The organism is Catenuloplanes nepalensis (assembly GCF_030811575.1).
Taxonomy (GTDB): Bacteria; Actinomycetota; Actinomycetes; order Mycobacteriales; family Micromonosporaceae; genus Catenuloplanes; species Catenuloplanes nepalensis.
On the sequence record NZ_JAUSRA010000001.1, the window covers coordinates 5,918,070 to 5,942,534 of the forward strand.

At 72.3% G+C, this 24,465-nt stretch carries 23 protein-coding genes; 9 read left to right on the plus strand and 14 right to left on the minus strand.

Annotated elements, in window-relative coordinates; translation table 11 throughout:
- Positions 1-133: 133 nt before the first annotated feature.
- Entirely contained in the window at positions 134-2,110 is a 1,977-nt protein-coding gene (locus tag J2S43_RS25270; protein WP_306833258.1) for a vWA domain-containing protein, read from the minus strand.
- Positions 2,111-2,114: 4 nt separating this feature from the next.
- A complete protein-coding gene (locus J2S43_RS25275) occupies positions 2,115-3,539 on the minus strand; it encodes a sigma 54-interacting transcriptional regulator (protein WP_306833260.1) in 1,425 nt (474 codons plus the stop codon).
- Between the two features lie 235 nt (positions 3,540-3,774).
- Here J2S43_RS25275 and J2S43_RS25280 point away from each other — a divergent pair, with 235 nt between their 5' ends.
- Both J2S43_RS25280 and J2S43_RS25285 read left to right on the plus strand, forming a co-directional pair.
- Entirely contained in the window at positions 3,775-4,941 is a 1,167-nt protein-coding gene (locus tag J2S43_RS25280; protein WP_306833262.1) for an RtcB family protein, read from the plus strand.
- 351 nt (positions 4,942-5,292) lie between these two features.
- Positions 5,293-6,723 carry a hypothetical protein gene (locus J2S43_RS25285; protein WP_306833263.1) on the plus strand — a complete coding sequence of 477 codons (1,431 nt, stop codon included), beginning with the start codon at positions 5,293-5,295 and terminating at the stop codon, positions 6,721-6,723.
- A gap of 268 nt (positions 6,724-6,991) precedes the next feature.
- Here J2S43_RS25285 and J2S43_RS25290 read toward each other — a convergent pair whose 3' ends face one another.
- From J2S43_RS25290 to J2S43_RS25315, 6 genes are all read right to left on the minus strand, one after another.
- Positions 6,992-7,417: a YkvA family protein gene (locus tag J2S43_RS25290; protein ID WP_306833265.1), complete on the minus strand. Its 426-nt coding sequence runs from the start codon at positions 7,415-7,417 to the stop codon at positions 6,992-6,994.
- A 67-nt stretch (positions 7,418-7,484) separates the two neighbouring features.
- Entirely contained in the window at positions 7,485-7,841 is a 357-nt protein-coding gene (locus J2S43_RS25295; RefSeq protein ID WP_306833267.1) for a VOC family protein, read from the minus strand.
- A complete protein-coding gene (locus J2S43_RS25300; RefSeq protein ID WP_306833269.1) occupies positions 7,838-8,353 on the minus strand; it encodes a macro domain-containing protein in 516 nt (171 codons plus the stop codon). The genes J2S43_RS25295 and J2S43_RS25300 overlap by 4 nt, the downstream gene beginning before the upstream one ends.
- A complete protein-coding gene (locus tag J2S43_RS25305) occupies positions 8,353-9,333 on the minus strand; it encodes an NAD-dependent epimerase/dehydratase family protein (RefSeq protein ID WP_306833271.1) in 981 nt (326 codons plus the stop codon). The genes J2S43_RS25300 and J2S43_RS25305 overlap by 1 nt, the downstream gene beginning before the upstream one ends.
- A gap of 41 nt (positions 9,334-9,374) precedes the next feature.
- Complete coding sequence (locus J2S43_RS25310; RefSeq protein ID WP_306833273.1) at positions 9,375-10,544, minus strand: acyl-CoA dehydrogenase family protein; 1,170 nt, start codon at positions 10,542-10,544, stop codon at positions 9,375-9,377.
- Positions 10,545-10,562: 18 nt separating this feature from the next.
- On the minus strand, positions 10,563-11,702 hold the full coding sequence (locus J2S43_RS25315; RefSeq protein ID WP_306833275.1) for an acyl-CoA dehydrogenase family protein: 1,140 nt from the start codon (positions 11,700-11,702) through the stop codon (positions 10,563-10,565).
- Positions 11,703-11,858: 156 nt separating this feature from the next.
- Between J2S43_RS25315 and J2S43_RS25320 the strand changes: the two genes are divergently transcribed.
- The 5 genes from J2S43_RS25320 to J2S43_RS25340 all read left to right on the plus strand — a co-directional run bounded on the left by J2S43_RS25320 (position 11,859) and on the right by J2S43_RS25340 (position 16,312).
- The gene (locus tag J2S43_RS25320; protein WP_306833277.1) at positions 11,859-12,506 is read left to right on the plus strand and encodes a TetR/AcrR family transcriptional regulator; all 648 of its coding nucleotides are present in this window, start codon (positions 11,859-11,861) and stop codon (positions 12,504-12,506) included.
- Between the two features lie 34 nt (positions 12,507-12,540).
- Positions 12,541-13,947 (plus strand): aldehyde dehydrogenase family protein, encoded by a 1,407-nt coding sequence (locus J2S43_RS25325; protein WP_306833279.1) that lies wholly within the window; start codon positions 12,541-12,543, stop codon positions 13,945-13,947.
- On the plus strand, positions 13,944-15,020 hold the full coding sequence (locus J2S43_RS25330; RefSeq protein WP_306833282.1) for a zinc-binding dehydrogenase: 1,077 nt from the start codon (positions 13,944-13,946) through the stop codon (positions 15,018-15,020). The genes J2S43_RS25325 and J2S43_RS25330 overlap by 4 nt, the downstream gene beginning before the upstream one ends.
- 214 nt (positions 15,021-15,234) lie before the next feature.
- On the plus strand, positions 15,235-15,501 hold the full coding sequence (locus J2S43_RS25335) for a hypothetical protein (RefSeq protein WP_306833284.1): 267 nt from the start codon (positions 15,235-15,237) through the stop codon (positions 15,499-15,501).
- 334 nt (positions 15,502-15,835) lie between these two features.
- Positions 15,836-16,312 (plus strand): aminoacyl-tRNA deacylase, encoded by a 477-nt coding sequence (locus tag J2S43_RS25340; RefSeq protein WP_306833285.1) that lies wholly within the window; start codon positions 15,836-15,838, stop codon positions 16,310-16,312.
- On the opposite strand, the gene J2S43_RS25345 is transcribed toward J2S43_RS25340, so the two are convergent.
- Positions 16,309-16,872 (minus strand): DUF305 domain-containing protein, encoded by a 564-nt coding sequence (locus J2S43_RS25345; protein ID WP_306833287.1) that lies wholly within the window; start codon positions 16,870-16,872, stop codon positions 16,309-16,311. The two genes, J2S43_RS25340 and J2S43_RS25345, sit on opposite strands and share 4 nt — an antisense overlap.
- A gap of 268 nt (positions 16,873-17,140) precedes the next feature.
- Here J2S43_RS25345 and J2S43_RS25350 point away from each other — a divergent pair, with 268 nt between their 5' ends.
- Together J2S43_RS25350 and J2S43_RS25355 are read left to right on the plus strand one after the other, a co-directional pair.
- Positions 17,141-19,066 (plus strand): ATP-binding protein, encoded by a 1,926-nt coding sequence (locus tag J2S43_RS25350; protein WP_306833289.1) that lies wholly within the window; start codon positions 17,141-17,143, stop codon positions 19,064-19,066.
- Between the two features lie 59 nt (positions 19,067-19,125).
- A complete protein-coding gene (locus J2S43_RS25355; protein WP_306833292.1) occupies positions 19,126-19,926 on the plus strand; it encodes a helix-turn-helix transcriptional regulator in 801 nt (266 codons plus the stop codon).
- A 218-nt stretch (positions 19,927-20,144) separates the two neighbouring features.
- On the opposite strand, the gene J2S43_RS25360 is transcribed toward J2S43_RS25355, so the two are convergent.
- From J2S43_RS25360 to J2S43_RS25380, 5 genes are all read right to left on the minus strand, one after another.
- Positions 20,145-20,990: an SDR family NAD(P)-dependent oxidoreductase gene (locus J2S43_RS25360; RefSeq protein WP_306833294.1), complete on the minus strand. Its 846-nt coding sequence runs from the start codon at positions 20,988-20,990 to the stop codon at positions 20,145-20,147.
- Between the two features lie 71 nt (positions 20,991-21,061).
- Positions 21,062-21,640, minus strand: coding sequence for a phosphoribosyltransferase (locus tag J2S43_RS25365; RefSeq protein ID WP_370881653.1), 579 nt, complete (start codon positions 21,638-21,640; stop codon positions 21,062-21,064).
- Positions 21,641-21,849: 209 nt separating this feature from the next.
- Positions 21,850-22,536 (minus strand): dienelactone hydrolase family protein, encoded by a 687-nt coding sequence (locus J2S43_RS25370; protein WP_370881654.1) that lies wholly within the window; start codon positions 22,534-22,536, stop codon positions 21,850-21,852.
- Between the two features lie 55 nt (positions 22,537-22,591).
- A complete protein-coding gene (locus tag J2S43_RS25375) occupies positions 22,592-23,713 on the minus strand; it encodes an acyl-CoA dehydrogenase family protein (protein WP_306833299.1) in 1,122 nt (373 codons plus the stop codon).
- 97 nt (positions 23,714-23,810) lie between these two features.
- The gene (locus J2S43_RS25380) at positions 23,811-24,440 is read right to left on the minus strand and encodes a GntR family transcriptional regulator (protein ID WP_306833301.1); all 630 of its coding nucleotides are present in this window, start codon (positions 24,438-24,440) and stop codon (positions 23,811-23,813) included.
- Between the last annotated feature and the right edge of the window lie 25 nt (positions 24,441-24,465).

A 24,465-nucleotide genomic window follows, 5' to 3' on the forward strand; every position in this document is an offset into this window, starting at 1 on the left:
CCCGGTGCCGAGGATGAGCCGCCGGAAGCGGGAAGCCTTGCGCGAACGAAAGCACAGACGACGAGCGCGGGAAACAGAAAACGGCGCCGGCCGCAAGCGAAGACCGCTGACGACCGGCGCCGACATGGGTCCGTCAGGCGGCCAGGCCGCCGCCCCGGCGCCCGCGGCGGGCCCGGATGTAGTCGGACACCACGTAGGAGCCCAGCTCGTCCGCGTCCGGGGCGAAGACGCGGCCGCCGTTGCGGCGGGCCAGGCTTTCGACGAAGCGGCGCAGCCCTTCGTCCTCGCCCAGCATGAACGTGTTCAACGTTGCCCCATACCGCGTGAGGTGGTCGACCTCGGTCAGCGTGGCGTGCAGCGTCTCCCGAGTGGTCGGCCAGTCGAACCAGGCCTCGCCGTCGGAGTCCAGGTGCGCGGTCGGCTCGCCGTCCGTGATGACCAGCACGACCGGCTCCGCCTGCGGGTGTTTCCGCAGGTGGCGTCCGGCCAGCATCAGCGCGTGCTGCAGGTTCGTGCCCTGCAACCGGGTCGGTTCGATCTCCGCGAGTTCCTGCTGGGTGAGGCGCACCGCGTACCGGTTGAAGCCGATGATCTCCAGCGCGTCCTGCGGGAACTTCGTGGCGACCAGATGCGACAGCGCGAGCGCGGTCTGCTTCATCGGGCCCCACCGGCCGTCCGCGAACATCGAATACGACAGGTCGACCAGCACGGCCACGGCCGCGGTCGCGCGGCGTTCGGTCTCGGCGACCTCGAAGTCGTCCGGCTGGAGCCGGATCGGCACCGCGGCGGCGCCGGCCGAGGCGGTCCGTCGGATCGCGTTGCCGAGCGTACGGACCACGTCCAGCGGTTGCTCGTCACCGAATTCCCACGGGCGGGACGCCCCGGTCAGCTCGCCGGCCGCACCGGCGGAGCGCAGGTCGTGCTGGCCCCGGCGACCGTCGCCGAGGTGCGCGAAGACCTGCCGGAGCGCGGTGCCGCCGAGCCGGCGCAGCGCCTTGGGGCTGAGCGTGAGCCCGTCCTGGCCACGCTGCACCCAGCCCTGCCGGCGCAGTTCACGTTCGAGATCCCGCAACCGGCGTACGTCGTCGGCCGCGGACCTGCCGAGCTGGCGCTCGACCGCCTCCACGTCCACGTCGTCCAGCGTCGCGCCGGGATGGTCCTGACCGAGCTGGTCGATCAGGTCGTCGAGGTCCCCGATCTCCTCCAGCGCGCCGGCCGCCTCGCCGTAGCCGAGCTCGCCGCGCCCCTGCACCCGCTCGCCGCGTCCCCAGTTGAGGTTCGGCCGCAGCGTGCGCAGGTTGTCGGTGAGCGCGGCCATCTGCTCGGCCAGCCCGGAGTCGCCGAACGCCTGCGCCATCAGGCTCTCCAGCTCCGCGCGCTGGGACGCGGACAGCGAGCGCATCAGCCGCTCCCCCGCCGCGGCACGCCGGGCCAGCGCGTCGATCAACTCGTCGACGTTCCGCGGGTTCTCCGGGAACATCTCGCCGTGCCGGCGCATGAACTCGGCGAACGCGTCCGTGGTGTCCTCGCCGCGCGCGTGCCGGGCGAGCAGCGCGTTCAGGTCGGCCATCATCTCGGCCATCCGCGCGGCGGCCTGCGGGTCGTTCTGCAGCGCCTGTTTCATGCCGGCGAAGCGCTGCTCCAGCACCTCGTCCCGCAGACCGTCAAGGATCCGCTGGTAGAGCGCGCGGGCCTCGTCGCTGGCCCACTGGTAGTCGGACAGCTCGTCGACCGCGCGGGCGGTGGATCGGGGCAGCGCGTCCAGGCGGGCCTGGGCGAACATCGCGTCCGGGTCGTCGCGCGTGCTCAGCTCGGACTTCTCCGCCGCGAGCGCCTGGTCGAGCAGCGCCTGCGAGCGGGTGACCGCGCCGTCCAGGTTGCCCCGGCGCATCGCCTCGCGACGCATGCGCCGGGCCCGGGCGGAGAGGTCGTCGAGCCCGCGCTCGCCTCGGGGGCCGCGCCGCAGCAGGTCGCGCAGCGCGTCCCGGAGGTTGCGGCCCTCCAGGATCTCGCTGCCGACCTGGTCGACCGCGGCCCGCACGTCGAACGGCGGGGCGAGCGGGTCGGGCCCGTCCCGCCACGCGCCGTACCGGAAACGGTCTCCGGCCATCGTGTCAGCTCCCGTAGATCGTGCGGCCGTCGTCGGTGACGTCCTTGGCCAGCCGCCGGGTCAGGTGCAGGCCCTCCAGGACCAGCTCGACACCGGCCGCGGCCTCACCGCGGGTGGGCGCGTCGCCGAGGCCGAGGCGGTCGAGCACCTTGGCCAGGCCGGGCACGGTGCCGACCTGGTTGAGCAGCTCGTCCGCGCTGACCATGTCACCGCTCTCGATGATCGTGCCGTCCGCGGCCAGGTCGGTGAAGCCGGACAGGTCGAGGCCGGACAGCTTCGCCCGGAACGTGTCCGCGACCGCGGTGCGCAGCAGGTGCGCCAGGATCTCGATCGCCCGGCCCTCCTCGCCGCTCTCGAACTCGACCTTGCCGCGCAGCGTGGAGACGATCGACGTGGTGTCCGCGACGCGCGCGACCGGCTGTGCCTCGCCGCGCAGCCCGGCCCGGCGCAGCGCACCGGCCGCGACGGTCTCCGCGGCCGCGATCGCGAACCGGGCGCTGACGCCGGAGCGCTGGTCGACGCTCGGCGACTCGCGCACCGCGCGGGCGAACCGGGCGACGATCTCCAAGACGTGGTCCGGCACCTCGGCGGCCAGGTCGGCCTCCTGCTTGACCAGCTCAAGTTCAAGATCAAGTTCGACGGGATAGTGGGTACGGATCTCCGCGCCGAACCGGTCCTTCAGCGGCGTGATGATCCGGCCGCGGTTCGTGTAGTCCTCCGGGTTCGCGGACGCGACCAGCAGGATGTCCAGCGGCATGCGCAGCTGGTAGCCGCGGACCTGGATGTCCCGCTCCTCCAGCACGTTGAGCATGCTGACCTGGATGCGCTCGGCCAGGTCGGGCAGCTCGTTGACCGCGAAGATCCCCCGGTTGGTGCGCGGGACCAGGCCGAAGTGAATCGTCTCCGGGTCGCCGAGCGTCCGGCCCTGGGCGATCTTGATGGGGTCGACGTCGCCGATCAGGTCACCGACGCTGGTGTCCGGGGTGGCGAGCTTCTCCCCGTACCGCATGGAGCGGTGCAGCCAGGCGATCGGGGTGTCGTCCCCGGTTTCCCTGACCTGCCGCTGCGCGCCCGGCGTGAGCGGCCGCAGTGGGTGCTCGTTGAGCTCGGAGCCGGGCAGGACCGGCGTCCACTCGTCGAGCAGGTTGACGAGCGAGCGGATCAGGCGGGTCTTGCCCTGGCCGCGCTCGCCGAGCAGGACCATGTCGTGCCCGGCCAGCAGCGCGCGCTCGACCTCGGGCAGCACGGAGTCGTCGTAGCCGACGACACCGGGGAAGCGCTTCTCCCCACTGCGGAGCTGGGCGAGCAGGTTCTCCCGCAGCTCCTCCTTGACGGTCCGGAAGATGTGGCCGGCGGCCTTGAGCTCCCCGATCGTGCGGGGCAGGCCGGCCGGCGGGTTCGGCACAAGCGCCTCTGGCGTTTCTGTCACCCACCGAACCTAGCCCGCGAAACGGAGGCTCCGCCGCTTTTGTTTGTCCGCTCCCGGCTGAATTAATGGCCGCATCGATGGGCTCGCTCCGCACGGCGGCTCGGGCACTCTCGGGCGTCGGCCTTCGGCCGGCCTCAGGTCAACGCCGCGCCCTCGCAAAAATGGGCTGCTCGCATCGCTCGCGTACGGCAGGCTGATCTTCGTTATTGGTTGTTCCGAGGGGAGGAACGTCACCGTGGAGAAGATCAACGAGCGGCTCATCAACTGGGCCAGCATCCTCGAGCCGAAGACCCGTGAGCAGGCCGAACGCACGTCCACGCTGCCGTTCATCTTCCCGCACCTCGCGCTGATGCCGGACGCGCACCTGGGCAAGGGCGCGACCGTCGGCTCGGTCATCCCGACGCTCGGCGCGATCATCCCGGCCGCCGTGGGCGTGGACATCGGCTGCGGCATGGCCGCGGTGAAGACGCAGTTCCACCGCTCGTCGCTGGTCGGGGACCTCTCGAAGCTGCGCGTGGCGATCGAGCGCGCGATCCCGCTGTCCGCCGGTGGCGTGAACAAGTCGCTGACCGCTTCCGCCGCTTCTCGGGTGGCCCACCTGACGGAGATGTCGGACAAGGCGGGGTTCACGCCGGCCGACTTCGCGGCCAAGTGGGAGCTGCAGCTCGGCTCGCTCGGCTCCGGCAATCACTTCATCGAGTGCAGCACGGACGAGAACGGCATGGTCTGGCTCTTCCTGCACTCCGGCTCGCGCGGCGTCGGCAACCGGATCGCCGGTCACCACATCCAGGTCGCGCGCGACCTGATGAAGCGCTACTGGATCGACCTGCCCGACCTGGACATGGCATACCTGGTCGAGGGCACGGCCGAGTTCGAGGCGTACATCGCGGCGCTGAACTGGGCACAGGAGTACGCGCTGCTCAACCGCGAGGAGATGATGGACCGCGTGGTGGCCTGCTTCGCCGAGTGGCAGGGCGAGGCCGTGAGCGAGTCCGAGCGGGTCAGCTGCCACCACAACTACACGACCCGTGAGACGCACTTCGGCCGCGAGGTCTGGCTGTCCCGCAAGGGCGCGATCAACGCGGCGCGCGGCGTGGCCGGCCTGATCCCGGGCTCGATGGGCGACGCGTCGTACGTGGTGGTGGGCAAGGGCAACCCGGTCGCGCTGAACTCGGCACCGCACGGCGCGGGCCGCAACTACTCGCGGTCGGCCGCGCGCCGCACGTTCACCCGCGACCAGCTGCGCGAGGCGATGAAGGGCATCGAGTACCGCGACACGGACGCGTTCATCGACGAGATCCCGGCCGCCTACAAGCCGATCGACCAGGTGATGACGGACGCGGCCGACCTGGTCGAGATCCGTCACACGCTCCGCCAGTTCATCAACGTCAAGGGCGACTGACCTCTCCGGCGACCGCCGGCCGCACCCTCACCACGCGGCCGGCGGCACCACCGCCCGGCCGGCCCACCGGCCACCTACGGCCGGCCCACCGCCGCCTCCGGCCGCCCGCACGTTCCGGAAGGCGAGGCTTCGGCGCTTCCGGGCCACCGCCGCCGCACCCTCACCACGCGGCCGGCGGCACCACCGCCGCCTCCGGCCGCCCCGCACGCCCCGAAGGCGGGACTTCGCCGCTTTTCGCACATGTCGGGCCACCGCCCCGCCTGCTCGCTGAACGCTCGATGAGCGGCCTCCGGGGGCGTGCTCTCTCGCCGTGTGTGGTTGGTGGTGGTCCCGGCAGGGGACAATGGGGGTATGGCTCCGCTACCCCGACCCGCTGACCTGTTCGGCTATGGTCGCGCCGCGTTGGAAGGGGCGGCGCTCGGCGCCGCCTCGCTCAGTGGGGTCGCCCACCGCGCGATCGGGCGCGCCGCCCGTGACAATCCGGCCGGGCGGGCCGCGTCCGACACCGCCCGCAGCGTGGTCGACGTGAGCCTGCTGGCCGCTCAGGGCGCGATAGGCCTGGCCCAGGGGGCGCTCAACGTCGCACAGGGCGTGGTCGCGGGCGCGCCGGGCGTCGCGGGCGCGGCGCGGGACGCCACTACCGGGGTGGCCGCGGGCGCGGTCTCGGCCGCGGCCTCGCTGGTCACCGCTCCGGCCCGGCTGCTGACCGTGCTGGGCGAGGTGGAGACGCTGACCGGGCGGGTCGGTGCCGCGGTCGACACGGCGGAAGCCCTGATCTCACGCGTGGAGACGACCGTCGGCACGGCAGAGGCGCTGGTCACCCGGGTCGAGACGACGGTCGGCACGGCCGAGCTGCTGGTCGGCCGCGCCGGCCGGACCATCACCACCGCCGACGGCCTGGTTACCCGAGCCGGCGGCACCATCGACGAAGCCGGCACGCTCGTCACCCGCGCCAGCGGCACCATCGATGAAGCCGCCACCCTGGTCACCCGAGCCGGGGGCACGATCGACGAAGCGGGCACGCTCGTCGCACGCGCCGGCGACACGATCGACCAGGCCGGCACGCTCGTCGGCCGCGCGAGCGGCACGATCGACGAAGCGGGCGCGCTGGTGGTGCGGGCGGAGACGCTGGTGACGCACGCGGATGAGGCGATCGGCGGCGCGTCGGGGCTGATCACACGTGCGGAGCACGCGGTGACCGCGATCGACGGGCTGCTGGGTGAGGCCAGAGGCCTGATCGGGCGGACCGCGGAGACCGTGGGCACGGCGGGGACGCTGGTCGACGAGGCGAAGGACGCGATTCGCGAGGTGGTGCTGATCAGCACGGCCGCGACGAAGGCGATCGAGGAAGCCGCGCTGATCATCGCGGCCGCGACCCGGGTGGCCGGGTCTGCGGAGGGCGTGGTGAGCGGCGCGGAGAAGGTTGCCGGGCGGGCGTCCGCGCTGGTCGCGCGCGTGGAGAACACCGCGGTCACGGCGGACGAGCTGCTCGCGTCGTATGCGCCGACGCTCTACCGGGCGGCGCCGATGGCGCACCGGTTCGTGGAGCAGCTGTCGCCGGAGGAGGTCGACGCGGCGATCCGGTTGATAGACGAGCTGCCGAAGCTGACCCAGCACATGACGCAGAACATCCTGCCGATGCTGCACACGCTCGACCGGGTCGGCCCGGACATCCACGACCTGCTGGAGGTCACCCGCGAGCTGCGGCTCGCCGTGGCCGGCATCCCCGGCCTGAAGATGCTGGCCCGCCGCGGCGACCGCCTCACCGACAACGCCGGCTGACGCCACGCTCCGCTGCTCGCAGCGGCCGACATCCGACCGCAGCGAGCACCCGCCGGGATCCGACCGCAGCCAGTACCCGCCGGCATCCGACCGCGGCGAGCACCGGCCGGCGGGCTTCCCACAGAGGCGGAGTCCTCGTGCCGGCGATTCACGGCAGACCGACTGAAACTGAGCCGCCGATCGGGCGAAGCTGAGCGGCGAGTCGACGGAGACTGATCGGCCGGTCCGGAAGAACTGATCGCCCGCTCACCTGATGCTGACCGAGGAGTCAGGCAACCGGCGGGTTCGGCCCGGCGGGCGGGAGTGGGCGGTGCGACGGGGACGTCGGCACCGGCGGGGCCTGCTGCACATACGGCGGCGCGACGGGCGGGGGCGAAGCGAGCGGAGGCGTGTAGAGCGGGCCGCCCGGCTGGACCGGTGGCCGGCGGTTCGCGCGGACCTTGCGGACCAGGTGACTGAGGTACAGCAGCGCTCCGGCCAGTACGCCGAGGTCGTCGATGAGGATCGGATCGAAGTCCAGGGGCGAGATGGTGTAGATGAGCGCACCCCAGAACGCGAACTTGCCGCTCGCCCCCAGCTCGTTGAGCATCCGTCGCATCTTCCAGACGCGGAAGCCGAGAACGATCACGCCCGCCAGCGTCGCAAGCAGGAGGAGGGCGGCCCCGGCGACGAGCAGCCGTGTTTCCACAGACATACCGCTACGGTAGCGCCCCGGTGACGCTACCGCCCCTCGGCGCTCCGCACCCGGAAATGAGTGAAATCTACGGGTGCAGGACGCAGAACTCGTTGCCCTCCGGGTCGGCCAGCACCTCGAACGGCTCGTCGCCGCTCTGCCCGACGTCCACCCGGGTCGCACCGAGCGCGAGCAGCCGTGTTACCTCGTCGTCCACCGTGGTCCCCGCGGCCGGCCGCAGGTCGGGATGGTTGCGGTTCTTGTCCCGCTTCACGCCGCCGCTCGGCTGCAGCCACACGCTCGGCTCGCCGTCCGACGGCGACCGGAGGTGCGCGGACCCGTCGGGCGCGCGCTCCACCCGGTAGCCGAGCGCGGCGCTCCAGAACGACGCCATCAGCTCCAGATCGAGCACGTCGATCGTCCACTGCGCGAAACGAACCGTCATGACACCCCCTGCGCCGCCAGCTCCGACCTGAGGAGATCACGGCTTCCCTCGTCGAAGGCCACCAAACGCACAACTTCCACGCGGGTACGCACGGAGCGCACCGTCGACACCGCGATGCGCGCCGCGTCGGCCGCCGGGTAGCCGTACACGCCGGTGCTGATCGCCGGTATGGCGAGACTCCGCGCGCCGAGCGCGTCCGCGACCTCCAGGCACCGCCGGTAGCACGACGCGAGCAGCTCCGCCTCGTCGTAGCCGCCGCCCTCCCACACCGGCCCGACCGTGTGGATCACGTGCCGGATCCGCGGGCCGAGCCGGAACGCGGGCGTGGCGACCGCGTCCCCCGGGTCGAGCGGCGCGAGCGCGGACCCGGCTCCGGCGAGTTCCGGTCCGGCCGCCGCGTGCACCGCGCGGTCGACTCCCCCGCCGCCGAGCAGCGACTCGTTGGCCGCGGTGACGATCGCGTCCACCCGCTCCTCGACCAGGTCGCCGAGCACCACCTCGATCACCGGCATCAGCGCAACTCCTTCAGGATCGCGGCCTCGGCGTCCGGAGCGAGGCCGACCGCGGGCCGGTCCGGACGCTGTGGTGCGACGCCGCCGATCGCCTGCAGCCAGGCCCAGGTGTCGGCCACGGTCTTCCAGATCGGGCGGCAGCGCAGGCCGGTGGCGAGCGCGCGGGACACGTCGGACGTGTGCATCGCGTCGTGCATCTCGCCGGGCGGCATCCAGATCGGCAGGTCGGTCCAGGGCTGCACACCCGCGTCGAGGATGGCGGACGGCTCGGCCCACCGCAGCGACGCGGTCGAGCCGGTGGCCGCGATACACGCGGCGAGCAGCGACGACATGGTGGCGTGCCCGGGCGGGCTGACCAGGTTGAACGGCCCGCCGAGCCCGGCTTCGAGCGCGTCCAGCGTCCAGGCGGCCAGGTCGCGCGCGTCGATGTACTGCAACGGCAGCGACGGCGGGCCGGGCGCGAGCACGTCGCCGCCGCGCGCGACGCGGCTCAGCCACCAGGGCAGACGGCCGATGTTCTCGTGCGGCCCGAGGATCAGCCCGGCGCGCACCAGCAGCGCCCGGTCGCCGAAGCGCTCGACGGCGGCCAGCTCACCCGCCCGCTTGATGCCCGCGTAGTCGGAAAGATCGTCGGAAGGGCCGACCAGCGGCGCCGACTCGGAAGCCCCGGCCGCCGCCGGCCAGGCGTAGACGGAACGACTGGAGACATACGCGTACGACGTGGCGGAGACGGACGCAGCCGCCGAAGCGACCGCCGCGGGTGTCCAACTCCACGTGTCCACTACCGCGTCGAAGGACAGACCGGCCAGAGCGGCGAGTCCGTCCGGGGAGAGACGATCCCCCTGCAGCGACACCACACCCGACTGCGTCACCGTGTTGCGGCCGCGGTTGAGCACGGTCACCCACCACCCGCGCCCGACCGCGGCCTCGACCACCGCGCGGCCCACGAACTCCGTCCCGCCCAGCACCAGCAGCCTCATGCCGTTCAGACTGCCCGACCGGACCGGGCGACACACTCCGCCTACAGCAGAAGCCCGATCTTCGTGTACCCGCGGAGCAGGTCGCGAGAGATGATCAGCCGCTGCATCTCGTCGGTCCCCTCGAAGATCCGGTAGAGCCGGACCTGCCGGTACCAGCGCTCGATCGGCAGTTCGCGCGTGTATCCCATGCCGCCGTGGATCTGCAGCACCCGGTCCACCACGTTGTTGACCATCGCGGCGCCGAAGAGCTTCGCCATCGACGACGCGTGCCGGGGATCGCGCCCGGCGTCCACGGTCCACGCGGCCCGCAGCACCAGCATGCGCGCGGCCTCCAGCTCCACCTCGGAGTCCGCGATCATCCACTGGATCGCCTGGTTCTCCCCGATCACCCTGCCGAACGTCTCCCGGGTGCGCGCGTGCGCGAGCGCCATCTCCAGCGCGCGCTCCGCGATCCCGAGCGCGTGCGACGGAATCGTGTACCGCCCCTTGCCGATCCACTGCATGCCCAGCTCGAAGCCGGCGCCCACGTCGCCCAGGATGTTCCGCGACGGCACCCGCACGTCCTCGAAGATCAGCGACGCCGGCCCGCCCTCGCCCATGGTCTGGATGAACTCCGACCGCCACCCCATCGCGCGGTCGACCAGGAACGCGGTCGCCCCGCCGCGCCGCGCGCCCAGCGCGGGATCCGTCACCGCGACCACGATCGCGAAGTCGGCCTCGTTGCCGTTCGTGATGAACGTCTTCTCACCGTTGAGGATCCAGTCGTCGCCGTCCTGCCGCGCGGACATCCGGATGTTCGCCGCGTCCGATCCCGCGCCCGGCTCGGTGATCGCGAAGCACGAGATGCGCTTTCCCTCGATCGTCGGCAGCAGGAACTCCTCCTTCTGCTCCGGCGACGCGTGGAACAGGATGTTGTCCGCCTCGCCGCCGAACCGGAACGGCACGATCGTGCGCCCGATCTCGGTCCAGATCAGCGACTGCATCACGGCCGGCAGCCCCATTCCGCCGTACTCCTCCGGCGTGGCGAGGCCCCAGAATCCGAACGCGCGGGCCTTCTGCTGCAGTTCGCGCAGCTCCTCCAGCAACAGTCCGGGCCGGTGCGCGCGCTCGCGGCGCAACACCGTGTCCTCCAGCGGCATGACCTCCTTCTCCACGAAGCTGCGAACCGTCTCCCGGATCGCCTTCTCCTCGTCGCTCAGTGAGAAGTCCACGGCGAGATCCCTCCGAAATCACGAAATGGCGTTGATGCCGGTCAGCGCCCGGCCGATGATGAGCTGCTGTATCTGGCTGGTGCCTTCGTAGAGCGTCATGACGCGCGCGTCGCGCAGGTACTTCCCGACCGGGTACTCGTCGATGTATCCGTAGCCACCGAAGACCTGCAGCGCATTGTTCGCGCACCGGACCGCGGCCTCACTGGCGAACAGTTTCGCCATCGACGACTCGGTCGCGAAAGGCTGTCCGCGGTCGATCAGATCGGCCACCCGCCAGGTCAGCATGCGCGCGGCCGCGGTGTCCACCGCGATCTCGGAGAGCAGTTGCTGCACCAGTTGATGACCCGCGATCGGCTTGCCGAACTGCGTCCGGGAACCGGCGTAGGAGACGGCGGCGTCGAGGCAGCCCCGCGCGATCCCGACGCATCCCGCGGCCACGGACATGCGCCCCTTCGCGAGCGCGGACATCGCGATGCGGAGTCCTTTCCCCTCCTCGCCGACGAGCGCGGACGAGGGAACGCGCACGGAATCGAACGACAGTGACGCCGTGGCCTGCCCCCGCAGCCCCAGCTTCCCCTTGATCTCGTGTCGCGAGAAACCAGGGGCATCCGTGGGTACGAGGAACGCGCTCACCTTCTCGCCGGTGCGCGCGAAGACGAGCGCGACGTCCGCCCACGTACCGTTGGTGATGAAGGTCTTCTCGCCGCTGATCAGCCAGTCCGTGCCGTCCCGCACGGCCCGCGTCGCCAGCGAGCCCGCGTCCGAGCCCGTGCCCGGCTCGGTCAGCGCGAAGCAGCCGAGCGCCTCCCCCGCGCACAGCCGCGGCAGCCACTCGGATCGTTGCGCCTCCGACCCGTACCCACTGATGGTCTTGGAAACGAGGCCGAGCGAGACGGAGAGCACGCCGCGGACGGCCGAGTCGCCACGCCCGAGTTCCTCCAGGACCAGGCAGTAGGCGAGGTGGTCGCCCTCCGAACCCCCGTCCGACGCGGGGATGGTCAGGCCGAGGAAGCCCAGGTCACCGAGGCTTTTGACGATGCCGAGGTCGATCGACTCGCGGCGGTCCCACTCGGCCGCGTGCGGCAGCAGCTCCCGGTCGGCGAAGCGTGCGGCCAGCTCACGCACGGCGTCCTGCTCCGGCGAGAGTGCAAGATCCATCTTCCGTTCCCCTGTCCGCAGGCGGCTCAGCCTCTGGCCGTCGCCCGCTCGTCCGGCTCGGACGCCACTCCCGGCGACGGCGGACGCCCTCTCTGGCCGCCCGCGCCTCACTCAACTAAACTAGCGCCGATAGTTTTGCGAAGTAAAGGGAGTCACATGCCCCGGCCGAAGCAAGCCCTCCTCAGCCGCGAGCGGATCATCGCGACCGCGACCGCGCTGATCGACGAGGAGGGCCTGGGCGCGGTCTCCACCCGGCGGCTCGCGGCCGAGCTGGGCGTGCGCGGCCCATCGCTCTACAACCACTTCGCCACGAAGGACGAGATCCTGGACGCGGTCGCCGACTCGATCATCGAGCACGTCGACACCGGGGTCTTCGCGGACCGGCCCTGGCCGGAGGCGCTGCGGACCTGGGGCCACTCCTACCGCGCCGCGCTGGCCGCGCACCCGAACATCGTGCCGCACATGGCGCGCGGCCCCGGCCGCCGCCCGGCCGCGCTGCGGATGGCGGACGCGGTCTACGGCGGGCTGGTCCGCGAGGGCTGGCCGCCCGCGCGCGCCACGCACATCGGCGCGCTGATGCGCTATCTCGTGGCCGGCTCCGCGCTCGGCTCGTTCGCGCGCGGTTTCGTGGAGGATCCGGCGCTCTACGCGGAGGACTACCCGCACCTCACCCAGGCACATCGGCTCCCGGAGCACCAGCGCAGCGTGGACGAGGGCGCGTTCACGCTCGGCCTGGACGCGCTCATCGCCGGGCTGACACACACCTATGACCAGTTCCGGTACGGTGAAAACTTGCGGCGCTAGTTTTATGATCTCTTCACCGACGAAGGGGCACACCATGGACCGCTTCTACATCGACGGCGCCTGGGTCGCACCGGCCGGCCGGGACACGATCCCGGTCGAGGACCCGACCCACGAGACGATCATCGACCACGTCCCGGCCGGCACCGCCGAGGACGTCGACCGCGCGGTGGCCGCGGCCAGGCGGGCCTTTCCGGCCTGGTCCGCCACGGACCCGGCCGAGCGCGCCGCGCACCTGGACAAGCTGCACACCGTGCTGGCGGGCCGGGCGGACGAGATCGCGCGCACGGTCGCGCGCGAGCTGGGCACACCGATGAAGGTGGCGACCGCGGTGCAGGCCGGGCTGCCGCTGGCCGTGCTGCGCTCCTACGCGGATCTCGCCGCGCAGCCGCTGCCGGAGGAGACGATCGGCAACTCCACCGTGGTCCGCGAGCCGATCGGCGTGGTCGGCGCGATCACCCCGTGGAACTATCCGCTGCACCAGGTGGTGGCGAAGCTCGCGCCCGCGCTGGCCACCGGCTGCACCGTGGTGCTCAAGCCGAGCGAGATCACGCCGCTCGTGGCGTACCTGCTCTTCGACGCGAGCGACGCCGCGGGCCTGCCGCCGGGCGTGGTCAACCTGGTCACCGGCGCCGGCCCGGTCGTCGGCGAGGCGATCGCGGCACACCCGGACGTGGACATGGTCTCGTTCACCGGATCGACCGCGGTCGGCTCCCGGATCAGCCACCTCGCGGCGGACCGGATCGCGCGGGTGGCGCTGGAGCTGGGCGGCAAGTCGGCCAACGTGATCCTCTCGGATGCCGACCTGACGAAGGCGGTCAAGGTCGGCGTCGGCAACGCGTTCCTCAACTCCGGCCAGACCTGCACCGCCTGGACGCGCATGCTCGTGCACCGCTCCCGCTATCAGGACGCGATCGAGCTGGCCACGGCGACCGCCTCGGGATACACGCTCGGCGACCCCTTCGCCGAGGGCACGCGCCTCGGCCCGCTCAGTTCCCAGAACCAGAAGAACCGCGTCCGGGGGTACGTGGAGCGGGGCCTCGCCGAAGGCGCCCGGCTCACCACCGGCGGCCTCGACGCGGACGTGCCCGCGACCGGACACTTCGTCGCGCCGACCGTGCTGGCCGACGTGACACCGGACGCCACCGTGGCCCAGGAGGAGATCTTCGGCCCGGTGCTGTCGATCATCCCGTTCGCGGACGACGACGAGGCCGTCGAGATCGCGAACAACTCGCGGTACGGGCTGGCCGGCGGCGTCTGGTCCGGCGACGAGGAGCGCGCGCTGCGGGTCGCCCGCCGCATGCGCACCGGCCAGGTCGACATCAACGGCGGCCGGTTCAACCCGCTCGCGCCGTTCGGCGGCTACAAGCACTCCGGCCTCGGCCGCGAGCTGGGCGCGCACGGCCTCACCGAGTTCCTCGAGACCAAGGCCATCCAGCGGTGATCGCGGCTCGCGGCCTGATCGCGCGCGGCGCCGCGCTGACCGTGGAGGACTTCCACCTCGATCCGCCCGGCCCGGGCGAGATCGAGGTGGAGATCGGCGCGGCCGGCGTCTGCCACTCCGACCTGTCCATGGTCAACGGCACGCTGGCACCGTCGTTCCCGCTGGTTCTGGGCCACGAGGCGGCCGGCACCGTGATCACGGCCGGACCGGGCACCGACCGGGTGCGCGCCGGCGACCGGGTGGTGCTCAACTGGGCGCCGCCGTGCCGGGCCTGCTGGTTCTGCACGCACGGCGAGCCGTGGCTGTGCGAGCGGGCCGGCGCCTCCTCCACGCCGCGCGGCGCGCTGCCGGACGGCACGCCACTGCACGTCACGCTGGGCCTGGGCGCGCTGGCCACGCGCGTGGTGATCCCGGCGCGGGCCGCGGTGCCGGTGCCGGACGCGCTGTCGTTCGCGGACGCGGCGCTGCTCGGCTGCGCGGTGCTGACCGGCTTCGGCGCGGTGCGCAACACCGCGGCCGTGCGGCCCGGCGAGTCCGTGGTGGTGATCGGCCTGGGCGGCGTGGGCCTGTCCGTGGTCGGCGCCGCGCGCGCGGCCGGGGCCGGTCCGATCGTGGCGGTCGACGTGTCACCGGAGAAGGAGAAGCTGGCGCTGGCCGCGGGCGCGACGGACTTCCTGGTCTCCGACGACGCGCTGAGCCGCGGCATCCGCGGGCTCACCGGCGGGCGCGGCGCGGACGTGGTGTTCGAGTGCGTGGGCCGGGCCGCGACGATCCGGTCCGCCTACCGGGGCGCGCGCCGGGGCGGCAGGGTCACCGTGGTGGGCATGGGCGCACGGTCGGACACGGTGGAGTTCTCCGCGCTGGAGCTGTTCCACTCCGGCCGCACGCTGCGCGGCTGCGTCTACGGCTCGGCCGACTTCGACGTGGAGATCCCCCGGCTGGCGGCCGCGGTGCTGGACGGTTCGCTGGACCTGCGCCCGCTGGTCACGCACCACGCCACGCTGTCCGACGCACCGGCGGCCTTCGACCGGATGAGCCGCGGCGAGGGCGCCCGCACCGTGGTCACGCTGTAACCCTGTCCGGAAAACGAACACCGCCCATCCGATGCCCGAAATTCCCCTCTGGAGCCGCTTTCCGGGTCTATTACGGGATATGACCATTCGGGCGATGGACGAGACAGTTGGTCGTCGCACGCACTGTCCGCCGATGCGGTACGTAGTTGGGAGTTAGGTAGATCACAAGAGTGCTACGTTAGAACGAGATGGAGCTAGCAGCGGGGACATGGTGATGACAACAGTTGACGATCTGGCTGCGGAGGCGCTCTTCGTCTCCTACCTTCAGCCGTCGCAGCGCCCCACCTGCGAGGCGGTCCAGGCCGAAGTGACCCGGATGATCCTGCGCCTCGGCAGTGAGGGCTGCGCCGCCGTGATGGCGGCCGAGTTCGGCGACGACCCGGAGACCGCCGTCCGGCGGATGCTCTGGGTGCGCGCCACGCTCGCGGTGACCTATCCGGAGATCACCGCCTTGCGCAAGGGCACGGCGATCGCACGATGAGAGCCCGGCGCCCTCGGGCCACTGACGGCGCCGAGGGCCGGGCTCGCTTCATGACCGCCGGCGATCAGCACGCCGGCGATCGGTGCGCTTCGCCGGCCGGGGACTGATCCCCAGCGACGGCATCTCACCGTCGTGGCGCACGGGCACGATCGGCGCCCTCCACGTGCGACTCTCCGGTGCATCGGCGTAAGGCTGCATTCCGCCTCCTCGGCTGTCCGCGCCCGGTCGGCTGACCGGCAGAAGTTGAGACGCCGAGATCACGCGCGAGGTTCCTGATGGCGATATGGGCCACGTCCGGGAACCGTACCGTCGCATCAATGGTTTGATCTTCGTCATGAGCGACACCCCAGCCGTGCGTGCGGTCGCCGCCGCCGGCATCGCCCACGAGGTCGTGACGCACGGGCCGGTCCGCAGCCTGGAGGAGGCCGCGGCCGCGCGCAACGCCGAGGTGCGCGACATCGTGAAGACGATCGTGGTCCGGCGTGGCGAGGACGACTACCTGTTCGTACTGGTCCCGGGCGGCCGGGTGATCTCCTGGCCGAAGCTGCGGACGCTCCTCGGCGTGAAGCGGCTCTCCATGCCGGACGCCGCCACCGCGAAGGACGCCACCGGGTACGAGCGCGGCACCATCACGCCGTTCGGCGCCACCACGGCCTGGCCGGTGATCGCGGACGAGCGGATCACAGGTCGCCGGATCTCGCTCGGCGGCGGCGCGCACGGCACCGCGCTCACCCTGGCCGCGGACGACGCGATCGCCGCGCTGACCGCCACCGTCGCCGACGTCACCGACCCCGAGCCGGAGCGCCCCTAGCCCGCGGCCTTCTCCAGCTCGGCCAGGTCCTTCTCGCGGTCCGTGGCGATCCGGGCGGCGAGCGCGGTGGTCTGCAGGTCCGCGCCGACCTCGGTCTCGCTGCCGGAGACCATCGCGACCTGGGCAAGGTACTCGCGCAGAGACGTGGTGAAGCCCTCGTCGAACGCGGCGCCCTGCGCCTGGGACAGCGCGGTGACCTCCTCCGGCGTGACCATACCGGGCATGTTGTGGCCCTCGTGCGGGTTCACGTCCGGCAGCCCGGTGCGGGCCAGCAGCGCGCGCAGCTCGCCGGCCTCCGCGCGGTGCGTGTCGCGCAGCCGGGCCGCGAGGTCGCGCAGCGGCGCGTCACCGGCCCGCTCGGACGCCATCTCCAGCAGCGGCACCAACTGCTCGGTCATCGGGATCATCAGCTGGATCCAGGCGACGTCCGTACCGTTGAAGGTGACCTCGGCGGTCGTCGACACACTCGGAGGCGGCGGTGGGGCCGCCTCGGGCGCCGGGCCGGAACAACCCACGGCCAGCATCAGCACCGGTACGACGAGCGCCGCCTTGTGTCGCACGATCTCCCGCTCCCGCGCTTCCCCCGTTCGGGAGAGCGCTCTCGTCGGGGCACAGTCTGGGGCGCGCTTCGAGCGCATGTCAACCTACTGGGTAAATCGATCGAACGCCAGACCACCGGCCGCTAGCCTTCGGGCCGTGAGCAGCGACTACGGAGCGACTGCCGCTGACGTACACGCTGCAGGCCGTCGCGGGCTGAACCGCCAAAAACTCAGGTTCGGTGCCCGGCCGCCGTATGGATCCGCAGGGAACCGCGACGACTGGAGAGAGATGCGCGCAGCATGGTGGCGTGACGCTCCGCGTGGTTCCGCGGTCCGGCAGCTCATCGTCGGCTTCACGGTGCTGACCGTGCTGCTGCTGGTCGCGGGCGGCGTACGGTGGGCCATGATCGGCCAGCTGACCACGTCGGCGCGCATCCTCACCGAGACGGTCTACCCGGCCGGCGCCGCGAACACCCGCGCGCTACAGGCGCTCACCGACGCGGAGACCGGCATCCGCGGCTACCAGCTGACCGCGGACGTGCGCTTCCTGGACGCCTACCACCGGGGATCCGCCGAGTTCCGGCCCGCGCTCGACGACGCGTTCAGCCACGCCGCCGATCCCACGCTGCGCCGGCTGCTGCAGACCGAGCATGAGCTCGGCGAACGCTGGCTCACCGAGTTCGCCGCGCCGATCGCGGCCGGTCCCGGCGGGCCCGCGGCCGTCAGCACGGCCTGGGACGCGATCGGCAAGCAGTGGACCGACCGGTTCCGCGCCGCGCACCGCGAGGCCCAGGCGTGGCTGGCCGACAAGCAGGACCAGGTGGTCCGCACGATCAGCCGGCTGGTCCCGATCGCGGACGTCACCACGGTCGTACTGTCGCTGATCAGCGTCGGGTTCGTGCTGGTGCTGGCGGTCCGCGTGGTCCGCGGCGTCGGCATGCCGCTGACCAACCTGACCCGCACGCTGCGCCGGCTGGCCGCGGCCGAGCACGGCGCCCGCGCCCGGGTGTCCGGCCCGGCGGAACTGCGCGAGGCCGGCATCTCGCTGAACACGCTCGCCGAGGAGAACGACCGGCTGCGCCGCCTGCAACAGCAGCAGCTGGAGACGCGCGCGCTGGCCCGCGCGATCGGCAGCGCGATCGGTGACGCGCTGGAGACCGACGTGATCCTGCAGGAGGTCGTGGACCGGCTCGGCGCCGCCATGCACGCGGACCGGGTCTGGATCCGGCTCGGCGGCAGCATCCCGCGCGCGGCCCAGTGGCACCGGCCGGGGCTGGAGCCGATGCTGCTCGACCGGACCGCGCCCGGCAAGGACCTGAGCCGCCAGGTCGGCGTCACCGACGAGGCGCGCGGCGTGATCAGCGTGGAGCTGGACCCGCGCCGCCTCGTCACCGATGACGACCGGCAGCTGCTCGATCTGGTCGTCGAGGACCTCAACCGGGCGCTGCACCACGCCGCGCTCCACGCGCAGCAGCGCGCGGTCGTGGCCGAACTACAGGCGCTGGACCGGCACAAGGACGAGTTCGTCTCCACCATCTCGCACGAGCTGCGGACGCCGCTGACCAGCATCCAGGGTTACCTGGAGGCGATCCAGGACGACATGACCGCGATTCCGCCGGCCCAGCAGCGCATGCTCGGTGTGGTCGACCGCAACGCCCGGCGGCTGCTCAACCTGGTCGAGGACCTGCTCACGCTCTCCCAGGTCGAGGCGGCCAGCTCGGAACTGGAGAAGCGCCCGGTCCGCATCGCCAGCGTGGTCGACCTGGCCACCACCTCGCTGGCGCCGATGGCCACGGCCGCGAACCTGTCGTTCACCGTCGACAACCGCGCCCGCGACGCGCACGTGGCCGGCGACCCGGAGCTGCTCGAACGCGCGCTCCTGCACCTGCTCTCCAACGCCATCAAGTTCACACCCGGCCCGGGCCACGTGACGATCCGCTGCGCCATCCCGAGCAGCCGGCCGGGCCACGTCGAGATCACCATCAGCGACACCGGCATGGGCATCCCGGTCGAGGACCAGGCCAACCTGTTCCGCCGGTTCTACCGCGCGGCGAACGCCAGTGAGCAGGCGATCCAGGGATCCGGCCTCGGCCTGGCCATCACCCGCAGCATCGTCGAGGGCCACGGCGGCGACATCACGCTGGTCTCCGAACTCGACCAGGGCACCCACGTCACGATCAGCCTGCCGGTGTCGCTGACGCCCGCGCTGATCTGATGCCCGCGCTCAGTCCTCATGGCCGCGCTGAGTCTCATGGCCGCCGTACCATGGCTGGCATGAACCACCTCGGTGCCGCGCTGCGCGCCTGGCGGGACCGACTCGACCCGGCCTCGGCCGGCATCACCCGCACCTCCACCCGCCGCGTGCCGGGGCTGCGCCGCGAGGAGCTGGCGACGCTGGCCGGCGTCTCCGCGGAGTACGTGACGCGCCTCGAACAGGGCCGCGCCGTGACGCCGTCCGTGCACGTCTGCACCGCGCTCGGCCGCGTGCTGCGGCTCTCCCAGACCGAGCGGGACCACCTGCTGCGCCTCGCCGGCCACGCGACCGGCCCGGACCGGGTGCCGAAGCACATCCCCGAGAGCCTGCACCGGATCGCGCAGCGGCTCGCCGCGAGCCCGCTCACGATCTTCGACGCGCTCTGGCGGCCGCTGCACTGGAATCCGCTGTTCACCACGGTCTTCGGCGAGCCGCCGACCGCGGCCGGCGACCCGCGCAGCCTGCTCGTCTGGCAGTTCGAGGACCGGCTGGAACAGACCCGGCAGACGACCGCGCAGCGGGCCGCGTTCGAGGCTTCGCTGATCGCGGACCTGCGCGCCACCGCGGGCCGGTTCCCGCACGATCCCGACGTGGACGCGCTGCTCACCCGGCTGCACGACAGCGCACGCTTCCGCACGCTGTGGAGCCGGCCGGCGCTGACCGACCACCAGAGCGCCCGGAAGACCATCCGGCACCCGCAAGCCGGCGAGATCAGCCTGGAGTCGAGCGTGCTGACCGTGCACGACAGCAGCCTCCGGCTGGTGGTCTACACCCCCGTCCCGGAGACCGACGCCGCCCGGAAACTCGCACTCCTCGCCTGACCGGCGCAAAGACCGGGAAAATTCATCCTCCCGCTTCCGGCGCGGTCGCGTTCCCAGTGCTCCCGCGGGCACCGGTCGGCCGCAGGCGGCCTCCCTTCCACTCTCGTCGTGGTCGGCGAACCCCCCAGCGCGCACCCGCGCCTCCCCAGCAATCACGCCACCCTCAAGATCCGCACCGCCCTCAGAACGCCTTTCTCATCGTGGGTCCTCGCCGTCTCTCATCGTGGGTCCTCGGCGTCGGTCAGGGAGAGTGAGTGGTTCCACAGCTGGGCCGCGAGCGTGGCCTGGCGGGGATTCGGGCGTTTCGGGCGGCGGAAGCCGGCGCGGTGGAAGTAGAGCCCGGTGCGGTCCTGGGCGCCGGGGGCCGATGCCAGGTGCACCAGCGGGCGCGCGCCCCACTCCGCGCCGGGCACCAGGCGCCGGCCGAGCCGGGAGCCCATGAACGTGCCGAGGCCGGGGGCGTCGCGGTAGCCGTCGGTGGCGATCAGGCCGGGGTTGAACGCGGTGGCCGTGGCCGAGGTGCCGGCCAGCCGGCGCGCGAGTTCCTGCATGTGGAGTAGCTGCGCCAGCTTGGTCATCCGGTAGACCGGATACATCCGGTAGGGACGGTGGCGGCCGTCCAGATCCGCCGGGTCGATCGTTCCGTGCGCGTGCTGGCTGCTGCAGGTGAAGATGACCCGGCCGTCCGGCGACTCCCGGATCCGGTCCAGCAGCAGATTGGTCAGGAGGAACGGCGCGAGGTGGTTGACCTGGAACGTCCGCTCGTGCCCGTCCGGGGTGCGGGCCTCGGTGGCGAAGAGCGCGCCGGCGTTGTTCGCCAGGACGTCGATGCGCGGGTACCGCTCCAGCAGTTCGGCGGCGAGCCGGCGGACGTCGTCCAGGGACTGGAAGTCGGCGAGGTGCGCGTGCCCGCCGATCCGTGCGGCGGCCTCGGCCGTCCGGTCGGGCGACCGGCCCACCACCGCGACGGTGGCGCCGAGGCGGGCGAGTGCGGCGGCGGCTGCGGCGCCGATTCCGGCGCTGGCGCCGGTGACCACGATGACGCGGCCCTGCGGAGGTGTCATGCCGGTGAGCCTGCGGCCCGCCGGAGGTGCCGGCCAGTACCGCGTTCATCCTGGTAAGACCGGTACCAGGATCATCCTCCGGCGGCGGCGGAGAGTGCGGCGTGCACGTCGGCGTCGGTGAGCTGGGCGAAGTCGTCGTAGTAGGCGCCGACCGCGTGGAAGTCGGGCGGGCAGTGCAGGCAGAGCACGGCGTCGGTCTCGGTGGCCAGCAGGTCGCGGGCCTCGGGCGTGCAGACCGGCACGGCCAGCGCGAGGTGGGCCGGGCCGGCGGCGCGGAGCGCGCGGACGGCGGCGCGCGCGGTGACGCCGGTGGCCAGGCCGTCGTCGACCACGATGACGACGCGGCCTCGGACCTGTGGTGACGGGCGATCGCCGCGATATGCGGTGATGCGGCGGCGGGCCTCGGTGCGCTCCCGGGTGACGTCCGGTGCCAGGTCGGTGGCGGTCAGGCCGAGGCGGGCGAGCGAGCGGTCGTCGAAGATCGGGTCGCCGGTGGCCGCGACCGCGCCGATGCCGAACTCCGGGCGCCGCGGCGCGCCGATCTTGCGGGCGACCGTGACGTCCAGGTCGCCGTCGATGTGGCGGGCGATGAGCACGGCCATGGGTACGCCGCCGCGCGCCAACCCCAAAACCAGCGGCCGCCCGAGCACAGCCCCAGCCCGCAGTCCCGGCGCGGGCCCGGGCGATAGGCCCGGCGCAGGGCCGGCAGGTAGACCGGGGACGGACTCGGCCGGCAGCCCTGGCACGGGCTCGGGCTCGGGCGATAGCCCCGCAGGCCCGGCCGGCAGCGTAGCGAGGTGCTCGGCGACCGTGACGGCGAGCCGGTGGGCCGCGTCCGCACGGTCGGTGAAGCGCACGGTCAGCCCTTCCGCAGATGGTCGCCGAACCAGGCCGCGGCGGCGGACGCGACCTGCTCCAGCGTGCCCTCCTCCTCGAACAGATGCGTGGCGCCGGGGATCATCAGCAGGTCGGAGCGGGTGGTCAGCTGCGCGCGGGCATCGTGGTTGAGCGCCATCACGTCCGGGTCGTGCTCGCCCACGATCAGCAGCGTCGGCGCGGCCACCTGGACCAGCGCGGGCCCGGCCAGGTCGGGCCGGCCGCCGCGGGAGACGACCGCACCGACCGCGTCCCGGCGGGCCGCCGCGGCCACGAGCGCGGCCGCGGCGCCGGTGCTGGCGCCGAACAGCCCGATCGGGGGCACGCCGGCCTCGGAACCGGGCCGGCCGCGCCGCCAGTCCTGCGCGTGGATCCAGTCGATCACGCCGATCAGCCGGTCGGCGAGCAGGCCGATGTCGAAGCGCAGGTGCCGGTCGCGCGCGTCCTCGGCCGCCTCGTCCCAGGTGAGCAGGTCGGGCAGGATCGTGCCGAGTCGGTGGCGGTGCAGTTCCTCCGCGATGACCACGTTGCGCGGGCTGTGCCGGGAGCTGCCGCTGCCGTGCGCGAACAGCACCATGCCGATCGCCTCGGCCGGCATCATGATGTCCGCGGCGAGGCGCACCCCGGCGGTGTCGATACCCGTGGCGAGCGTCTGCAGGCCCATGCCCATCACCCCTCTGACCAGCGAATACGCCTGCGTACCCGTGGGTTGGGGGGCTAAACGCTCAGAGGCCGTAGGTCTTGCCGATGATGTCGCGCTGGATCTCGCTGGTGCCGCCGTAGACCGTGGAGACCAGCGCGGCGCGGACGTGGCGTTCCATGTCGAACTCGGTGGCGTACCCGTACCCACCCATCATCTGCATGCCGTCGAGCGCGACCCGGCGGGCGACCTCGGTGGCCTTGAGCTTGGCCATCGAGGACTGCCGGGGCAGCACGCGCGCGGGGTCGCGGTCGACCAGCTCCGCGATGCGGTGGACGAGCAGGCGGGTGGCCTCGATCTCGGTGGCCAGGTCGGCGATCCGGTGGCGGAGCACCTGGAAGCTGCCGATCGGGCGGCCGAACTGCCGGCGCTCCTTCACGTAGGCCAGCACGTCGTCGAACGCGCGGCGGGCGGTGCCGAGCATGACCGCGGCGAGGATCAGGCGCTCGACGTTGAGCCCGGCCATCAGCTGCTTCCACGCGGCGCCGGGCGTGCCGACCACGGTGTCCGCGCCGACCCGGCAGCCGGTGAACCACAGGTCGTTGACCTCGCGGCCGCCCATCGTGTCGATGCCGCTGATCCGCAGGCCGGGCGCGCCGGCCGGGACCAGGAACATGGTCAGCCCGTCGTGCTCGCCCGGTGTGCCGTCGGTGCGCGCGACCAGCAGGATCGCGTCGGCGAAGTGGGCGTTGGAGCACCAGGTCTTCTGGCCGTCGATCACCCAGCCGTCACCGTCCGCAATCGCCTTGCAGGCGAGCGCGGCGACGTCGGAGCCGGCGTCCGGCTCGGACATGGAGATCGAGAAGGTGCGGCCGCCCTCCAGCCCGGACATGATCGACCGCTTCTGCGCGTCGCTGCCGAAGCGCTCGACCGCGCCGGCGACGATCAGCGACGTGGTGTAGCCGCCGATGGGCAGCATGCCGTAGGCCGTCTCCTCCAGGAACACGCACGCGTCGGTCATGCCACCGGCGCCGAGCCAGCCGAGGCGCGCGAGTCTGTCGTAGAGCTCCTGGTTGTGGGCGTGCTCGCCGTGGCCGGTCAGCTCGTCGCGCCGGGCCCGGGTGCCGGCCTCGCGGCGGCAGAACGCGCGGATCGCCTCGGCGAATGCCTGCCGCTCGTCGCTGAGCTCTATAAGATCGATCTCCATTGCCAGTCCCTTCCAGCTTCACCAGGGGATTGACATCGAACGTAGCATATCAAATATCAAATCCGTGGGTACGTTTCCCCTGGTTGGGAGCCGCATGTCAGGACCAGATGCCGAGGTCGTCGAGGTGCTTGACCAGCCGGTCCGCGCCGTCCGTGAAGTGCCGCGTCATCACGGTGCGCGCCGCGGCCGGGTCGTGCGCGGCGAACGCGGCCAGCAGCGCCTCGTGGTCCTCGCGCATCCCGGCCCGCCAGCCCGCGTCCGCGGAGTAGAAGCGGGCCGGCGTGTATCGCGTGGCCGTGTGCAGGAACCAGCTGAGCTTGCGCGCCTCCGCGATCCGGTTGACCGCCCGATGGAAGTCGAACTCCAGCGTCTCGATCTCGCCGGCCTTGCGGGTGCGGGCCAGCGCCCGATCCATCAGGCGCAGCTGCGCGATCTGGCCGTCGGTGATCCGGCCCGCGACGCGTGCGGCCAGCTCGCCCGCGATGTCGCCCTGCAGCCCGAAGACGTCGCGGATGTCCTGCCGGGACAGCGGCGCGACCACGTAACCCTTTCGCGGCTCCAGCTCGACCATGTCCTCGCCGCGCAGGTGCAGCAGTGCCTCGCGGACCGGCGTGATGCTGACGCCGAGCTGCGCGGCGACCTCCTCGAGGCGGATCCGGTCGCCGGGCCGCAGCTCACCGGACATGATCCGGGCGCGCAGCGCGGTCGCCACTTCCTCAGCCAGCATCCGCTTACATTACCAAATATCACTA

What these genes read in the sequence shown, in the direction of transcription:
- J2S43_RS25320 (WP_306833277.1), top strand. Translation starts at nt 11,859, where the DNA reads ATGCCCCGGCCGAAGCAAGCCCTCCTCAGCCGCGAGCGGATCATCGCG.
- J2S43_RS25290 (WP_306833265.1), bottom strand. Translation starts at nt 7,417, where the DNA reads ATGTCTGTGGAAACACGGCTGCTCGTCGCCGGGGCCGCCCTCCTCCTG.
- J2S43_RS25355 (WP_306833292.1), top strand. Translation starts at nt 19,126, where the DNA reads ATGAACCACCTCGGTGCCGCGCTGCGCGCCTGGCGGGACCGACTCGAC.
- J2S43_RS25375 (WP_306833299.1), bottom strand. Translation starts at nt 23,713, where the DNA reads ATGGAGATCGATCTTATAGAGCTCAGCGACGAGCGGCAGGCATTCGCC.
- J2S43_RS25325 (WP_306833279.1), top strand. Translation starts at nt 12,541, where the DNA reads ATGGACCGCTTCTACATCGACGGCGCCTGGGTCGCACCGGCCGGCCGG.
- J2S43_RS25270 (WP_306833258.1), bottom strand. Translation starts at nt 2,110, where the DNA reads ATGGCCGGAGACCGTTTCCGGTACGGCGCGTGGCGGGACGGGCCCGAC.
- J2S43_RS25300 (WP_306833269.1), bottom strand. Translation starts at nt 8,353, where the DNA reads ATGCCGGTGATCGAGGTGGTGCTCGGCGACCTGGTCGAGGAGCGGGTG.
- J2S43_RS25370 (WP_370881654.1), bottom strand. Translation starts at nt 22,536, where the DNA reads ATGGGCATGGGCCTGCAGACGCTCGCCACGGGTATCGACACCGCCGGG.
- J2S43_RS25305 (WP_306833271.1), bottom strand. Translation starts at nt 9,333, where the DNA reads ATGAGGCTGCTGGTGCTGGGCGGGACGGAGTTCGTGGGCCGCGCGGTG.
- J2S43_RS25285 (WP_306833263.1), top strand. Translation starts at nt 5,293, where the DNA reads ATGGCTCCGCTACCCCGACCCGCTGACCTGTTCGGCTATGGTCGCGCC.
- J2S43_RS25315 (WP_306833275.1), bottom strand. Translation starts at nt 11,702, where the DNA reads ATGGATCTTGCACTCTCGCCGGAGCAGGACGCCGTGCGTGAGCTGGCC.
- J2S43_RS25295 (WP_306833267.1), bottom strand. Translation starts at nt 7,841, where the DNA reads ATGACGGTTCGTTTCGCGCAGTGGACGATCGACGTGCTCGATCTGGAG.
- J2S43_RS25335 (WP_306833284.1), top strand. Translation starts at nt 15,235, where the DNA reads ATGACAACAGTTGACGATCTGGCTGCGGAGGCGCTCTTCGTCTCCTAC.
- J2S43_RS25340 (WP_306833285.1), top strand. Translation starts at nt 15,836, where the DNA reads ATGAGCGACACCCCAGCCGTGCGTGCGGTCGCCGCCGCCGGCATCGCC.
- J2S43_RS25360 (WP_306833294.1), bottom strand. Translation starts at nt 20,990, where the DNA reads ATGACACCTCCGCAGGGCCGCGTCATCGTGGTCACCGGCGCCAGCGCC.
- J2S43_RS25350 (WP_306833289.1), top strand. Translation starts at nt 17,141, where the DNA reads ATGCGCGCAGCATGGTGGCGTGACGCTCCGCGTGGTTCCGCGGTCCGG.
- J2S43_RS25380 (WP_306833301.1), bottom strand. Translation starts at nt 24,440, where the DNA reads ATGCTGGCTGAGGAAGTGGCGACCGCGCTGCGCGCCCGGATCATGTCC.